Below are 14513 nucleotides of genomic sequence, written 5' to 3' on the forward strand. Positions count from 1 at the left end.
GTTCTTCCCCGCTCGCTTCGTCCGTGGCTTCTTCGCTGCCACGGAGGTCATTACTTGAGCGGGGACTCGGGCGGCAGCGTCGTGCCGGTGCCGGTGGTCGTACCCGTGGCGGTGGTCGAGCCCGAAGCCGTGGTCGAGTCCGTCGCGTCCTTGCGCTCGGTCCCGTCCTCGTCCTTCATGGTCTTGACCTCGCTCTTGAAGATGCGCATCGACTGCCCGACGCTGCGCGCGAGCTGAGGAAGCTTGGGCGCACCGAAGAGGAGGAGGATGACGGCGAGGATGATGAGGAGGTGCCACCCCTGGAGGCCAGCGAACATTGCAGTCTCACTTCACTTGTCGGTTGCGGTGTACCAGGAGCCTACCCCGTTCGACCCGGAGTGACCGGCGATCCTCGGTCCTCTCCCGGCGGGCGTCCCGGCGGGACTCGTGGCCGCGGCGGACCTCGTCGCGATCGGCGAAGAGCGAGGACGGCGGCCGGGTCGACGCAACGGCGGGCTCCGGCACCTGCAGGGCGTCGAGCTTCGCGGTGAACTCCTCCAGCTGGCCGAGCAGCAGCCGGCCCTTCCGCCAGTAGGACAGCCCGAACAGCACGAGCACCGCCAGGGCGGCGATCGCGAGGGCGAGCCAGATCAGGATCCAGGACCACCAGGTCACGGGGTCTCCTCTCCGTTGGCCGTCAGCGCGGCGCGGGTCCACTCGGCGACGGCGGTGCGCGCCGCCTCGGGGGCGACGACGGTCACGAGCCCGGGCAGCGAGGCGACCAGGCGGGTGAGGCCGGCGAGGTGCGCGACGCGGATCCGGACGAGCACTCCCGCGCCCTCGTCTCCGGCGGGAACCGACGGGAACTCGGCGTCCGCGGCGTAGTCGCCCAGCAGCGCGACCGAGCCCGGGGCGACCCGGAGGTCGATCAGGAGGTCGGAGGCGGACGCCTCGAACAGCCGGTCGGGCAGCGTGACCTCGTTGCGGCGGCGGACGATCGGCGTGCCGGTGTCGGTGAGCGCGCGCATCCGGTCCACGCGGAAGGTGCGGACGCCCTCGCGGAGGTGGTCCCAGCCGCGCAGGTACCAGTCGCGGTCGACCGACTCCAGCAGGAACGGGTCGACGAGCCGCGACTCCGTCTCGCCGCGGGCGCTGCGGTAATCGAAGGCGAGCTGCGTGCCGCTCGCGAGCGAGGTGCGGATCGTGGCGAGCGAGGCGTCGGCGCCGACGCCCCGGGCGACCGCGACGGCGGTCGGTGCCGAGGAGGCGCCGCGGGCGAGCTTGCCCATCAGCGAGGCGATGCGGTCGTTGCCCTGGTTCTCGGGCAGGGCGGCCAGGTACTGCATCCCGGCGATGAGCGCCGCGGCCTCGCGCGCCGAGAAGCGCGGCGAGTCGTCGATGGCGACCTGCTGGGTGAGGACGATGTGGTCGTTCTCCTCGAAGTCGTCCCAGCTGATGTCGAAGAGGTCGTTGGACTGGTACTGCGAGGTCTCGCCGGGGATGCCGGAGACGGCGATCAGGCGGACGGCGCGGCGGACCTCCTCCTCGGCGATCTCGAAGTGCGAGGCGACCTCGGACACGCTCACCCGGCCGCGGTCGAGGAGGTACGGGACGAGCGACAGCAGGACGGCGAGGCGGTCCCGCGCCTGGAGCGAGCGGGGCCTAGCCACGGGCGGCTCCCCCGTTCTCGGTGGCGGCGTGGTCGCCGGAGGAGTGGTCGCTGAAGGTGCGGCGCAGGCGGTCGACGACCTTGCGGCGCAGCGGCTCCGGCTCGAGGACGACGACCTCGGGTCCGTAGCCGGCGAGCTCGTCCGCGAGGACGTCGGCGTCGGTGAAGTGCAGGCGCAGCAGGTCCGCGCCCTCCCCCGCCGCCTCGGCGCGCACGCCGAGCCGGAGTGCCGCGTCGGAGTCGGGCGCGACCTGGAGGAGCGCGGTGCTGCGGGCGAGGATCTCGTCGAGCTGGGCGAGGGCGGTGGCGGCGTGGTCGCCCGGCTCGGCCGGGGCGGTGCGGCCGGTGGTCGCGACGGGTCCGACGATGCGGGAGAGGAGGAAGGTGCGGGTGCCCTCGGCGGTCTCGTCCCAGCCGTGCAGGTGCCAGCGGCCCTGGTGGTTGACGAGCGCGCGCGGCCTGACGGTGCGCGTCCGCGGCTCGTCGCCGCCGGGCTTGAGGTACGGGAAGCGGACGACCTGGCCGCGGTCGAGCGCCGCGTTGAGCGGCTCGAAGGAGGCCTCGCGCACCCGGATCGAGGGGCTGATGCCGATCACCGGGTCGACCGAGTCGACGCCGAGCGAGCGCAGCTTGATCAGGGCGCGGCGCGACTCCGCGGAGAGCGTGCCCTCGCGCCAGACCGCGCCGGCGAGGCGCAGCAGCGCCATCTCCTCCTGGTCGAAGAAGAGGTCGGCGGGGAGGTCGTAGCTGCGCTTGGCGATCCGGTAGCGGACCGTCTGGGTGTTGCCCGGGTCGCCGGGCGCGTCGACCGTCTCGATCGGGATGCCGAGCTCGCGCAGATCGTCCTTGTCGCGCTCGAACTGCCGCTCGAGAGAGGCGCGGTCTCCCGGGTCGGACCGCTGCCGATAGCCCTGCACCGTGGAGAGCACGTCGGCCTTCGTCAGTCCGTTCTCGGCGGCCACGAGCGCCAGCACCAGGTTGAACAGACGCTCCTCGGCCGGGATGCGGCTCGAGGTCGAAGCGTCGGCGGGCACGCCCTCCAGTCTAGGGCCGGGCCCCGCCGCCCCCGACGTGCCCCGAGTCGCCCCACGGACCGGCGCGGCGGCCACGGCACGATCATGCTGGTCGAGCAGCCCCGCAGGGGCGTATCGAGACCCGCCGTCCCCAGCAGGACGGGCCTGCAGAGCAGACGTCCGACGCTGGTGGATCTCGATACGCCCGCTCCGCGGGCTACTCGATCAGCAGGAGGGCGCAGCTCCCGGAACGAACGAGGCCGCAACGACCGGCCCGCGCACACGCATGCTGGTCGAGTAGCCCCGCAGGGGCGTATCGAGACCCCGCCTCCGTCAGAAGGCCGCGCCTGCAGACCCGGCTCCGGGTAGAAGGGGGATCTCGATGCGCCCCCACAGCGGGCTGCTCCATCAGCGAGGACGGAGCAGCGCGCTCAGTTGATGGCGAGGACGTCCGCCACGAAGACGATGGTCGAGTCGGGGCTGATGCCGCTTTCCTGCGGCGGGTTGTCCCCGTAGCCCTCGTCGGGCGGGATGATCGCGATGACCTGGGAGCCGACCGGCTGGCCGATCAGGGCCTTCGCGAAGCCGGCGATGACGCCGCCCTGGCCCTCGGTCGCGACGAAGGTCGCCGGGGCGCCCTTCTGCCAGCTGGAGTCGAAGATCTTGCCGTCGGCCCAGATCCAGCCGGTGTACTGCACGACGACGGTGTCGCCGTCCTCGACGACCGCGCCGTCGCCCTTCTTGAGCTGGGCGATCTCGAGCGTCGTGGGCGCGTCGCCCGAGGGCTTGGCCAGACCGGGGACGCCGTCGGGGTCCAGCGTCACGGCGGGGAAGCCGTTCGGCACGGGCTGGGCCTCGCCGTTCGCGCGGGCGAGGGAGGCCTTCTCGATGTCCGCGACGAGCACGAGGGTGTCGTCGGCCGAGATGCCGAGCTGGGCGGAGGAGTCGCCGAAGCCGTCCTCCGGGGCGATCGCGATCGCGACGCGCGAGCCGACCTGGCTGCAGAGCAGACCCTGGTTGAGGCCGACGAGCCCGGCGCCGCCCACCGTGAAGGTGGCCGTGCTCGCTCCGTCGTAGGGCGAGGCCTCGAGGACCGAGCCGTCGGCGCCGTTGACCAGCGTGTAGTCGATCGTGACGAGCTGGCCCTTCTCGAGCGGGTCACCGGAGCCCTCGATCAGCGTGCTGACCTGGGTGCCGTCCGCCTTCAGCGGCGAGGGCACCGTCACGTCGGGCTGCTCGCCGAAGTCGCCGGTCGCCTTCACGGCCGACGACGAGGCGCCGGACGAGTAGGGGGCGTCGCAGTCGGCCTTCGACGAGGACGCGGAGCATCCGGTCAGGGCGGCGACGATGCCGATGCCGGCGATGAGCGCGGTGGTCCTGCGCACGGGTCCTCGTTTCACGAAGTGGGAGTGGTGGGGCCCGAGTGCGAGACGATCGGGACGGCGGCTCGGTCCGGGGACCGGAAAGCCGGGATCAGCTTAGACGATGCCCTCGTCGTCGCCCGAGCCGGTCGCGGCACCGCCGTCGCCGTCCGCGTCGGCCTCGCCGAAGCCCCGCGCCCGCGACAGCTCGGCGCTGGTGGCCGACTCCCGCACCCGCTTGCGCAGGCTCTTCGGGCTGACGGCCCGCTCCCCCAGCGCGCCGGGGGTCCACGCCTCGACGTCCTCGTCGCTGAAGTCCGTCTTGGACGGGCGGCGCTTGAGCTCCGGCAGGACCGCACCCGGCGCGAGGCGGCGGGCGGTGATCAGGAAGCCGGTGTGGCCGATCATCCGGTGGTCGGGGCGGACGGCGAGACCCTCGACGTGCCAGCCGCGGACCATGGTCTCGTTCGACGCCGGGTTGGTGAACAGGCCCGAGGCCCGGATCGCCTCGGCGACGCGCGAGAGCTGGGTGACGGTCGCGACGTAGCAGAGCAGGACGCCGCCGGGCGTGAGCGCGTCGGCGGCGACGTCGAGGCACTCCCAGGGCGCGAGCATGTCGAGGACGACGCGGTCGGCCTCGCCGGGGGCGACGGCGCCGGGCAGCTCCTCGACGAGGTCGCCGACGGTGACGCTCCAGTTCTCGGGCGTGTAGCCGAGGAAGGTCTCGATGTTGGCGCGGGCCACGTCCGCGAACTCCTCGCGGCGCTCGAAGGAGGAGAGCCGGCCGCCCGGGCCGATCGCGCGCAGCAGCCAGAGCGAGAGCGCGCCGGAGCCGACACCGGCCTCGACGACGCGGGCGCCGGGGAAGACGTCCGCGAGCGCGAGGATCTGCGCCGCGTCCTTCGGGTAGACGATCGCCGCTCCGCGCGGCATCGACATCACGAAGTCGGCGAGCAGCGGACGCAGGGCGAGGTGCTCGACGCCGACGGTGTTGACGACGACGGAGCCGTCGGGCAGCCCGATGACCGTGTCGTGCTCGATCCCGCCGCGGTGGGTGTGGAAGACCTTGCCGGGAACGAGGGTGATGGTGTTCATCCGCCCCTTCGGCCCCGTCAGCTGCACGCGGTCGCCCGCGCGGAAGGGTCCGGAATGCTGCAGTGCCTCACCGGTCATCGGCGGGCCTCCGTCTCGGTCGTGAGCACGCGGGAGCGGTGCTCGGAGGACACCAGCGCGAGGTCCGCGACGGTTCGACCCGCGAGGGTGGGCCAGAGGGAATAGGGGGCGTCGGCGTCCAGCTCGAGCTGGTGCGGCACGCCGATCGCGGCGGCGCCCGAGGCGACCGCGGAGGCGAGACCCGCGTGCGAGTCCTCGATGGCGACGCAGGCGTCCACCTCGACGCCCAGGGTGCGCGCGGCGAGGAGGTAGGCCTCGGGGTGCGGCTTGCTCTGCTCGACCATGTCGCCGCTGACGACGGTGGCGAAGGCGGGGAACGGGAGGCGGTCGACGACGGCGTACGCCATCCGGCCGATCGACATGGTCACGAGCGCCTGCGGCACGCCCGCGTCGCGGACGGCGGCGAGCAGCTCGAGTGCGCCGGGGCGCCACGGGATGCTCTCGGCGAGCTGCGCGACGACCTCGTCGGTCATCCGGTCGATGATCGCCTCGATGGAGAGGTCGACGCCCTTGCCCTGGAGGATGCGGGCGGAGGCGGGGAGGCCGGAGCCGACCAGGCTCATCGCGTCCTCGTGCGTCCAGACGCCGCCGAAGGAGGCGACCAGCGCGTGCTCGGACGCCATCCAGTAGGGCTCCGTGTCGACGAGCGTGCCGTCCATGTCCCATAGGACCGCGGCGGGGGCGCCCTCGGGGAGCGGGGGCTGCGGCCGGGACACGGGGAGGGAGGTGTCGGAAGTCACGAGCGACCATCGTACCGGCAGCCCCGATCGGGCCGACCGTACGCGCACAGCGGAAAGACGCGGGCCGGACGGAGGGGTCCGGGGCCGGGTCCTATCCTTGACGAACGGGTTCAGCGCACGCAGCGCTCCCCGGACATCGAGCCGAACACGGAGACCTCGCCTATGAACGTGATCAAGGGGAACGTCCTCGTCGTCGCCTTCGAGGGCTGGAACGACGCGGGCGACGCGGCCAGCGGAGCGGTGCGCCTGGTGAAGGACGCGGGCGAGTTCGTGCCCCTCTTCTCGGTCGACGCCGAGCAGTACTACGACTTCCAGTACACCCGCCCGATGCTGTCGATCGGCGAGGACGGGCGCCGCAGCCTCTCCTGGCCCGGCACCCAGATCTTCGGCCCGGCCGACACCTCGGTGGACGCGGAGAGCGCCCTCTACGTGATGATCGGCACCGAGCCCTCGCGCAGCTGGAAGAGCTTCGCGTCGGAGGTCGTCGACGCCATGCTCGCGATCGACATCTCGGCCGTCGTCTTCCTCGGCGCGATGCTCGCCGATGTGCCGCACACCCGGCCGATCTCGCTCTTCGCCTCGAGCGAGAACGCGGAGATGCGCGCCCAGTTCGAGCTCGAGCGCTCCACCTACGAGGGGCCGGTCGGCATCCTCAGCGTCATCGGCGAGGCCGCGCAGAAGGTCGGCATCCCGGCCGTCTCGCTCTGGGCCTCCGTGCCGCACTACGTGCACAACGCGCCGTCGCCCAAGGCGATGCTCGCGCTGCTCGAGAAGCTCGAGGAGGTCGTCGGACTGGCGATCCCCCGCGGCGACCTGGTCGAGGAGGCCGGCGAGTGGGAGCGCGGCATCGACGCCCTCGCCCTCGACGACGAGGAGATGGCCGCCTACATCGCCCAGCTCGAGCAGGCGCGCGACACCGTCGACTCCCCCGAGGCCAGCGGCGAGGCCATCGCCCAGGAGTTCGAGCGCTACCTCCGCCGCCGCGGCGACGGCCGCTCCGGCGAGGAGCCCTGGCGCCCGTAGCCCGCGGCGGCCGGGTCTCGATACGCCGCCTGCGGCGGCTACTCGACCTGCATGGCTGGCACTACAGCCCGCGCAGCGGGTCCGCGCAGCGGGTCCGCATCATGCTGATCGAGCAGCCCGCACAGCGGATCCGCTTCATGCTGATCGAGTAGCCCGCGCAGCGGGCGTATCGAGATCCGGCGCCGCCCGCAGGCGGGCCGCAGGCTCAGCCCAGGCGGACGCCGAGCAGCGCGTCGATCGCGTCGCGCAGGAGCTCGGGGTCGTCGACGCCGCCGGTCGTCGCCGCGTCGAGCACAGCGAGGGCGCCCGGGGTGTCGAGGTCCACCGCGAGCACGGCCCGCAGGCGCTCGAGCACGTCCGCGGCCGACGCCGCTCCGCTCGTGGCGAGCGACGCCTCCCACCGCGCGAGGCGCTCCTCGGCGGCGGGCAGGTCCTCGGGCAGCCACTCCCAGTCGGAGCGGTAGTGGTGCGCCAGCAGCGCCAGGCGGATCGCGCGCGGATCCGTCCCCTGCGCCCGCAGCCGCGACACGAGGACGAGGTTGCCGAGCGACTTGCTCATCTTCTCGCCCTGGTACGCGACCATGCCGGCGTGCGCGTAGGCCCGGGCGAGCGGACGGCCCGACAGCGACGCCGCGTGCGCCGCGCTGAACTCGTGGTGCGGGAAGACCAGATCGCTCCCGCCGCCCTGCAGGGTGAACTCCGGGCCGAGGCGGTCGAGCGCGATCACCGAGCACTCGATGTGCCAGCCCGGCCGGCCCCGGCCGACGGCCGCGTCCCAGGCGGGCTCGCCCGCGCGCTCGGCGCGCCAGAGCAGCGGATCGAGCGGGTCGCGCTTGCCGGCGCGGTCGGGGTCTCCCCCGCGCTGCGCGAAGAGGTCCGCCATCGTCGCGGCGTCCAGGTTGCTCTCGCTGCCCAGGCGCCAGACGTCGCTCTCGCCGGCGGCGATGTCGTAGTAGAGGTCCTCGCCACCGTCGACGGCGGCCTCGGGAGTGGCGACGCGGTAGGCGATACCGGCGCTCTCGAGGCGGGTGACCGCCTCCGCGATCGGCGCGATCGTCTCGGTGACCCCGTCGTAGTGGTCCGGCGGCAGGATCCGCAGCGCGGTCATGTCGCCGCGGAACAGCTCGACCTGCTCCTCGGCGAGGTCGCGCCAGTCGACTCCGTCCCGCGTCGCCCGCTCGAGCAGCGGGTCGTCGACGTCGGTCACGTTCTGCGCGTAGAGCACCGAGTACCCCGCGTCGCGCCAGAGCCGCTGCACCGTGTCGAAGGCGAGGTAGGTCGAGGCGTGGCCGAGGTGCGTCGCGTCGTACGGCGTGATGCCGCAGACGTAGAGGCGCGCGGTGCCGTCCGCGGCGACGAGCTCGACGGGCGCGCCCGTGGCGGTGTCGTGCACGGCCGGCACGGGTCCGCGACCGGGCAGGGCCGGGACGACCGGCGCGTTCCAGGTGCGCATCTACGCGGCGAGGAGGCCCGTGCTCAGCGCGACCATGAGGACGACGCCGAGGACGATGCGGTAGATCACGAACGGCAGGAAGCTGCGGCGCGAGATGTAGCTCATGAAGAAGGCGATCACGACGAAGCCGACGACGAAGGCCACGATCGTCGCGACGAGGGTCTCGAGCCCGCCGACCTGGATCTGGTTGGGCAGGATCTCGGGGTCGCTGATGCTCTTGTACAGCTGGTAGAGCCCGCTGCCGAACACCGCGGGGATCGCGAGCAGGAAGGAGTAGCGCGCGGCGGCCTTCCGCTCGTAGCCCATGAAGAGGCCGGCCGTGATCGTGCCGCCGGAACGCGAGACGCCGGGGACGAGGGCGAGCGCCTGCGCGCCACCGAAGATGAGGCCGTCGCGGCCGTTCAGGTCGCGCAGCCGGCGCTTCTTCGCGCCCACGGCGTCGGCGACGCCGAGCAGGATGCCGAAGACGATGAGCGTGGTGGCGACGACCCAGAGCGAGCGGAGAGTGGTCTCGATCTGGTCCTGGAAGAGCAGGCCGAGCACGATGATCGGGAGGCTGCCGATGATGATCAGCCAGCCCATCCGGGCGTTCGCGTCGGTGCGCGGGACCTTGCCGACCAGCGACCGGCACCAGCTCGACACGATCTTCACGATGTCACGCCAGAAGTAGATGATGACCGCGGTCTCGGTGCCCAGCTGCGTGATGGCGGTGAACGCCGCTCCGGTGTCCTTGCCGTCCAGTCCGGGGAGCAGCTCGCTCACGATCCGGAGGTGGGCGCTGGAGGAGATGGGGAGGAATTCGGTCAGACCCTGGACGAGTCCCAGGATCAGCGCTTCGAGCAGGCCCATGCGTCACTTTCGAGGAGGGCTGGGGCGTCGTCGGCCAGCAGGCGGTCGGTGGTGGTCGTCGATCTGACCATCAGGATCGCAGGAGGAGATCGGTCAGGACCTTCCTGCCAAACACTAGTGCGTCGAGCGGAACCCGCTCATCGACCCCGTGGAACAGCGCCGGGAAGTCGAGCGAGCCCGGCAGCTGCAGCGGCGCGAAGCCGTAGCCGGTGATCCCGATCGTCGAGAGAGCCTTGTTGTCGGTGCCCCCGGACAGGAGGTACGGCAGCACCTCCGCCTCGGGGTCGAAGCGGCGGAGGGAGGCCGCCATGCTCTCGACGAGCGGACCGGCGAAGGGCACCTCGAGTCCGATGTCGCGGTGCTGGACCAGGATCTCGACGTGCTCGCCCGCGAGGACCTTCAGGCGCTCGAGGACGGCGTCCTCCTCGCCGGGGAGCACGCGGACGTCGATGGTCGCCTCCGCGGTGTCCGGGATGACATTGGCCTTATAGCCGGCGGAGAGCATCGACGGGTTCGCCGTGGTGCGCAGCGTCGCCGCGATGAAGCGCGAGGCGGTGCCGGTGGCGAGCGCGAGCTCCTCCGGGGTGCTGCGCTGCGGGTCGTGGCCGAGGATGCGGGCGACCTCGCCGAGCAGCTCGCGGGTGGTGTCGGTGAGGCGGGTGGGCCACTCCTCGCTGCCGATGCGGGCGATGGCCTGGGCGAGGCGGGTGACGGCGTTCTCGCCGTTGATCTGCGAGCCGTGGCCGGCCGTGCCGCGGGCGCGCAGCGTGAGCCAGAGCAGGGCCTTCTCGCCGGTCTGCACGAGGTAGGCGCGCTTGCCGCCGAGCTCGATCGAGTAGCCGCCGACCTCGCTGATCGCCTCGGTCGCGCCGGCGAACAGCTCGGGGCGGGTCTTGACGAGGTGGCCGGAGCCGCGGACGCCGCCCGCCTCCTCGTCGGCGAAGAAGGCGATGACGAGGTCGCGGGAGGGCTTCCGGCCACTGCCGAGGATGTCGCCGAGGGAGGCGAGGATCATCGCGTCCATGTTCTTCATGTCGACCGCGCCGCGGCCCCAGAGCATGCCGTCCTTGATGACGCCGCCGAACGGATCGACGCTCCAGTTGTCCGCGATGGCCGGGACGACGTCGAGGTGCCCGTGCACGACGAGGGCGCCGCGCTCGCGGTCCTCCCCCGCGACTCGCGCGACGACGCTGGTGCGGCCGGGATCGGAGTCGATCAGCTCGGGCTCGAGGCCGAGATCGCGCAGACGGGCGGCCACGTACTCGGCGGCCTCGCGCTCGGGCTCGGCCTTCCCGTCGCCGTAGTTGCTGGTGTCGAAGCGGATGAGGTCCCGCGCGATGATCGCGGTCTCGTCGAGGTCCGACTCGGAGGGGGCGGCGGCGCTGTCGGAGGACGTCATGCCCCCACGCTAGCGGGCGGGCTCGCGGCACCCCGCTCCCCCGGTGTCATCCGAGGCGTTCGAACCGTGCTAATGTCTTCTTCGGCCGCGGAAACGCAGGCCGGAAACAACACTCGTCCGGGTGGCGGAAATGGCAGACGCGCTAGCTTGAGGTGCTAGTGCCCGTATAGGGCGTGGGGGTTCAAGTCCCCCCTCGGACACCGGCAGAACCCCTCGATCTCACGGAGATCGGGGGGTTCTTCTCGTTGGCGGCGGCGGTTCGATCTCAGGGGTGGTCGAACTCTCCCGATGCCGCGGTCGGCTGGCGAAGTGACAGAGCGGTGATGTGCTCGACGATCCGACGCGCGCACTCCATGGCCGAACTTCGTCCGGAGTCGACCTCGAGGTCGTAGGCGACGCCGCGATGGACGGACTCCGCCTGGTGTGCCGCCATCCCGGTGGTGCGGTCGCCTCCGGCTCGCTCACGCGCGGTCGCGACCTCGGGGGTGCAGCGGATGCCCACCCAGACGACGTCGAGTCCGCGGAGGTGGCTGCGCAGGCGCTCCTGCGACTCCGACGCATCGAGGAACACGTCGTCGAAGACGATGCGTGCGCCGGCGCGGGCGGTCGCGACGACGCCGGCCAGCCAGGCCGACTCGAGTCGACGGAAGGTGTCGCCGAGCTCCACCGCGCCGTCGTCGCCGTAGGAGACGCCCTCTCCACCTCCGTCGAGGTCGGGCGGCAGCGCGTCCACCAGGGTGTCGATCGAGACGCTCAACCACGGATCGGGCAGGAGCGCTTGGAGACTCCGGGCGATCGTCGTCTTGCCGGAGCTCGATCCGCCATTCAGGACGATGACGTCCGGAGTCACGGTGCACTCCGGGTGGTATCGCAGAGGAAGCTCGCCGGGGAGGGCGCATCAGGGCCGTTCATCTCGGCAGCCTAGGGCGGTCCGCCTCGGTGGGCCGGTGCCCATGCGCGGTATCGACGCTCGACGATCGAGAGCATGGTGCCCCCTCCTCGACTCCTTGACGATCGACCGCGCCGCTCTTAGGCTCTCGCCGAGTGAGAAACTAAACGAAACAGTTTCCTTTTCGGAAGCACGAGTCTCACCTTCGCCCGGCGACGTGCCGGACGACCTCGATCGAACGGACGCGACATGACGACCACCTCCTTCGCCGCCGGCTGGATCGTCCGGGCGCCGCGCGGGCCGTTCGCCGCCGTGCAGGGCGGGATCGACGACTCCGTCGGGGTGACGCTGCCGCACGACGCGCTCCGGGATGCCGAGCGCTCGCCGGAGGCGGTGTCCAAAGGCGGTGCGGCCTACTACCCGGGCGGTGCCTACAGCTACGTCAGGACCTTCGACGTGCCGGCCGACTGGGCGGGCAGGGTCGTCCGCCTCGAGGTGCAGGGTGCCTACCGGCACGCGATGGTCTTCCTCAACGACGAGTTCGCGGGGAACCGCGCCGACGGCTTCGCGCGCTTCTTCGTGGAGCTGACCCCGTTCCTCCGCTTCGGCGAGACGAACACGCTGCGGATCGAGGTGCGCTCGGGGCAGGACTCGCGCTGGTACGCCGGCGCCGGTCTGCACCGGCCGGTTCTGCTGCACGTCGACGAGCCTGTGCACATCGAGCCGGACGGCGTGCGGATCACGACCGTGCGCGTCGAGGACGACCAGGCCGTCGTCGAGGTCGCGACGAGCATCGTCAACCGCGGGCTCACGACGTCGTCGCTCACGGTGGCGACCGAGCTCACCGGGCCGGCCGGCGACGTCGTGGAGAGCGCGACGACACCGGTCACCGTCGCCCCCTGCCGCACCGCCCTCGTGCGCCAGCGCCTCTACGTGCAGGAGCCGGCCCTCTGGAGCGTCGACTCCCCCGCCCTGCACAGCGCCCGCACGAGCATCGGGGTCGGCGACGACGTCGTCACCGTGCACGGCATCCGCACCGTCACCGTCGACCCGAGGAAGGGGCTGCGGATCAACGGCGAGACCGTGCCGCTGCGCGGCGCGTGCATCCACAGCGACAACGGCGTGCTGGGCGCCGCCTCGATCGCCCGCGCGGAGGAGCGCCGGATCCAGCTGCTCAAGGAGGCCGGCTTCAATGCGATCCGCATGGCGCACAACCCCGCCTCGCCGTCGATGCTCGACGCCTGCGACCGCCTCGGCATGCTCGTGATGGACGAGGCCTTCGACATGTGGGTCCGCGGCAAGACCCATCACGACCACTCGCTCGACTTCGCGCAGTGGTGGCGGGCCGACCTGGAGTCGCTGGTCGCGAAGGACTACAACCACCCCAGCGTGATCCTCTACTCGATCGGCAACGAGATCGTCGAGGTCGGCACCCCGCACGGCGCGGTGCTGGCGCGCGATCTCGCGGAGCACGTGCGCTCGCTCGACCCCACGCGGCCCGTCACGAACGGCGTCAACCCGACGCTGGCGGTGCTCGACGAGCTCGACAGCATCCTGGCCTCGGAGCAGGGGCTGAACGAGCTGATGGGCGAGGCCGGCGCCGGGATGATGGCGGCGATCGGCTCCTCCGACGCCGTCACCCGCCGCACGGCGGAGTCGAGCGCGGCGGTCGACGTGCTCGGACTGAACTACGCCGACGCGCGCTACGCGAGCGATGCGGAGCTGTTCCCGCAGCGCGTGATCGTCGGGTCCGAGACGTTCCCCTCGCAGATCGGCGAGCTGTGGCCGAAGGTGCTGGCGAACCCGAACGTGATCGGCGACTTCACCTGGACCGGCTGGGACTACCTCGGCGAGGTCGGCATCGGCGCCACCTCCTACGCGGAGGACCCGGCCGCGAACGGCGCACTGGAGCGCGAGTACCCGTACCTGACGGCGTGGTGCGGCGACCTCGACATCACCGGCTGGCGGCGGCCCGCCTCCTACTACCGCGAGATCGTCTTCGGGCTGCGCTCGGAGCCGGCGATCGCGGTCGTCCGGCCGGAGCGGCACGGGCAGACGGTGACGATGCAGTCGCCCTGGGCGTGGAGCGACTCGGTCGACTCCTGGACCTGGCCCGGCTTCGAGGGCTCCCCCGTCACCGTCGAGGTGGCCGCGGACGCGGACGAGGTGGCGCTGCTGCTCGACGGCGTCGAGGTGGGACGCGCCGCGGTCGGGGCGGTGCGGCCGATGCTCGCGTCGATCGAGACGGTGCACCGGCCGGGAACGCTGACAGCGGTGGCATATCGGTCCGGGAGCGAGACGGGGCGCAGCTCGCTCGTGTCCGCGTCAGGACCGGCGGTGCTGACCGCGACGGCGGACCGGACGTCGCTGCGCGCGGACGACACGGACCTCGCGTACGTGGCGATCGAGCTGCGCGACGCGGCGGGAGTGCTGTTCACCGGGGCCGACCGCGTCGTCTCGGTCGCCGTCGAGGGCGCGGGCGTGCTCGCGGGCTTCGGGAGCGGGGCGCCGGCGACCACCGAGCGCTTCGACGCCACCTCGCGGACGACGTTCGACGGCCGCGCGCTCGCCGTCGTCCGTCCGACCGGCGCGGGGCCGATCACGCTGCTCGTATCGTCGGACGGTCTCGACGACGTCCGCATCGGGCTCTCCGCGAGCTGACGATCGACAGCGCAGCCTCTCCCCTTCCGCGGGCGGCGCATCTCTTGCTGATCGAGTAGCCCGCGCAGCGGGCGTATCGAGATCCACCGTCCTGCAGAGCGCGGGTCTCGATACGCCCCTCCGGGGCTACTCGACCAGCATTGGAGGGGTGCAGCCAGACCGGGAGCGCATCCAGTCATCCGTACACAGGGGGACGCGCCCCATGCTGATCGAGTAGCCCGTGGAGCGGGCGTATCGAGATCCGCCCTCACCGGAAACGGAGTGTGCAGACCCTCCGTTCTGCAAAGCGTGGGTCTCGATACGC

Annotated in this window: 13 protein-coding genes and 1 tRNA gene; 3 read left to right on the top strand and 11 right to left on the bottom strand. The window is 72.1% G+C overall.

The genetic code is table 11. The features are described from left to right. Nucleotides 1-50 precede the first annotated feature (50 nt). From tatA to C1I64_RS07785, 7 genes are all read right to left on the bottom strand, one after another. Complete coding sequence (gene tatA, locus C1I64_RS07755) at nt 51-317, bottom strand: Sec-independent protein translocase subunit TatA (RefSeq protein ID WP_123446332.1); 267 nt, start codon at nt 315-317, stop codon at nt 51-53. A 7-nt stretch (nt 318-324) separates the two neighbouring features. After that, nucleotides 325-654: a hypothetical protein gene (locus C1I64_RS07760; protein ID WP_127886836.1), complete on the bottom strand. Its 330-nt coding sequence runs from the start codon at nt 652-654 to the stop codon at nt 325-327. After that, complete coding sequence (locus tag C1I64_RS07765) at nt 651-1649, bottom strand: helix-turn-helix transcriptional regulator (protein WP_127886837.1); 999 nt, start codon at nt 1647-1649, stop codon at nt 651-653. Before C1I64_RS07765 ends, C1I64_RS07760 begins: the two co-directional genes overlap by 4 nt. Further along, nucleotides 1642-2682 carry a helix-turn-helix transcriptional regulator gene (locus C1I64_RS07770; protein ID WP_127886838.1) on the bottom strand — a complete coding sequence of 347 codons (1041 nt, stop codon included), beginning with the start codon at nt 2680-2682 and terminating at the stop codon, nt 1642-1644. Before C1I64_RS07770 ends, C1I64_RS07765 begins: the two co-directional genes overlap by 8 nt. A 410-nt stretch (nt 2683-3092) precedes the next feature. After that, nucleotides 3093-4046, bottom strand: coding sequence for an FKBP-type peptidyl-prolyl cis-trans isomerase (locus tag C1I64_RS07775; RefSeq protein ID WP_127886839.1), 954 nt, complete (start codon nt 4044-4046; stop codon nt 3093-3095). Between the two features lie 93 nt (nt 4047-4139). Beyond that, nucleotides 4140-5195, bottom strand: a complete 1056-nt coding sequence (locus C1I64_RS07780) for a tRNA (adenine-N1)-methyltransferase (RefSeq protein WP_127886840.1) — start codon at nt 5193-5195, stop codon at nt 4140-4142. Further along, complete coding sequence (locus C1I64_RS07785; protein WP_279630161.1) at nt 5192-5935, bottom strand: HAD family hydrolase; 744 nt, start codon at nt 5933-5935, stop codon at nt 5192-5194. The genes C1I64_RS07780 and C1I64_RS07785 overlap by 4 nt, the downstream gene beginning before the upstream one ends. 162 nt (nt 5936-6097) lie before the next feature. Here C1I64_RS07785 and C1I64_RS07790 point away from each other — a divergent pair, with 162 nt between their 5' ends. Continuing rightward, a complete protein-coding gene (locus tag C1I64_RS07790) occupies nt 6098-6958 on the top strand; it encodes a proteasome assembly chaperone family protein (protein ID WP_123704219.1) in 861 nt (286 codons plus the stop codon). 205 nt (nt 6959-7163) lie between these two features. On the opposite strand, the gene mshC is transcribed toward C1I64_RS07790, so the two are convergent. The 3 genes from mshC to C1I64_RS07805 all read right to left on the bottom strand — a co-directional run bounded on the left by mshC (nt 7164) and on the right by C1I64_RS07805 (nt 10659). Next, nucleotides 7164-8411, bottom strand: a complete 1248-nt coding sequence (gene mshC / locus C1I64_RS07795) for a cysteine--1-D-myo-inosityl 2-amino-2-deoxy-alpha-D-glucopyranoside ligase (RefSeq protein WP_127886841.1) — start codon at nt 8409-8411, stop codon at nt 7164-7166. Then, the gene (locus C1I64_RS07800; RefSeq protein ID WP_123446324.1) at nt 8412-9260 is read right to left on the bottom strand and encodes an undecaprenyl-diphosphate phosphatase; all 849 of its coding nucleotides are present in this window, start codon (nt 9258-9260) and stop codon (nt 8412-8414) included. A 70-nt stretch (nt 9261-9330) separates the two neighbouring features. Further along, a complete protein-coding gene (locus tag C1I64_RS07805) occupies nt 9331-10659 on the bottom strand; it encodes a M20/M25/M40 family metallo-hydrolase (protein WP_123735753.1) in 1329 nt (442 codons plus the stop codon). Between the two features lie 115 nt (nt 10660-10774). Here C1I64_RS07805 and C1I64_RS07810 point away from each other — a divergent pair. After that, nucleotides 10775-10859 (top strand) — tRNA-Leu (locus C1I64_RS07810). Nucleotides 10860-10924: 65 nt separating this feature from the next. Here C1I64_RS07810 and C1I64_RS07815 read toward each other — a convergent pair. Next, the gene (locus C1I64_RS07815) at nt 10925-11509 is read right to left on the bottom strand and encodes a chloramphenicol phosphotransferase CPT family protein (protein WP_127886842.1); all 585 of its coding nucleotides are present in this window, start codon (nt 11507-11509) and stop codon (nt 10925-10927) included. Nucleotides 11510-11797: 288 nt separating this feature from the next. On the opposite strand from C1I64_RS07815, the gene C1I64_RS07820 reads away from it, so the two are divergent. After that, nucleotides 11798-14209: a glycoside hydrolase family 2 TIM barrel-domain containing protein gene (locus C1I64_RS07820; protein WP_127886843.1), complete on the top strand. Its 2412-nt coding sequence runs from the start codon at nt 11798-11800 to the stop codon at nt 14207-14209. The last annotated feature ends 304 nt before the right edge of the window (nt 14210-14513 follow it).

Origin of the sequence: Rathayibacter festucae DSM 15932 (assembly GCF_004011135.1) — a bacterium.
Taxonomy (GTDB): Bacteria; Actinomycetota; Actinomycetes; order Actinomycetales; family Microbacteriaceae; genus Rathayibacter; species Rathayibacter festucae.

Bases quoted from the DNA above. Each gene is read 5' to 3' on its own strand.
- tatA (WP_123446332.1), bottom strand. From the start codon at position 317: ATGTTCGCTGGCCTCCAGGGGTGGCACCTCCTCATCATCCTCGCCGTC.
- C1I64_RS07780 (WP_127886840.1), bottom strand. From the start codon at position 5,195: ATGACCGGTGAGGCACTGCAGCATTCCGGACCCTTCCGCGCGGGCGAC.
- C1I64_RS07790 (WP_123704219.1), top strand. From the start codon at position 6,098: ATGAACGTGATCAAGGGGAACGTCCTCGTCGTCGCCTTCGAGGGCTGG.
- mshC (WP_127886841.1), bottom strand. From the start codon at position 8,411: ATGCGCACCTGGAACGCGCCGGTCGTCCCGGCCCTGCCCGGTCGCGGA.
- C1I64_RS07800 (WP_123446324.1), bottom strand. From the start codon at position 9,260: ATGGGCCTGCTCGAAGCGCTGATCCTGGGACTCGTCCAGGGTCTGACC.
- C1I64_RS07805 (WP_123735753.1), bottom strand. From the start codon at position 10,659: ATGACGTCCTCCGACAGCGCCGCCGCCCCCTCCGAGTCGGACCTCGAC.
- C1I64_RS07820 (WP_127886843.1), top strand. From the start codon at position 11,798: ATGACGACCACCTCCTTCGCCGCCGGCTGGATCGTCCGGGCGCCGCGC.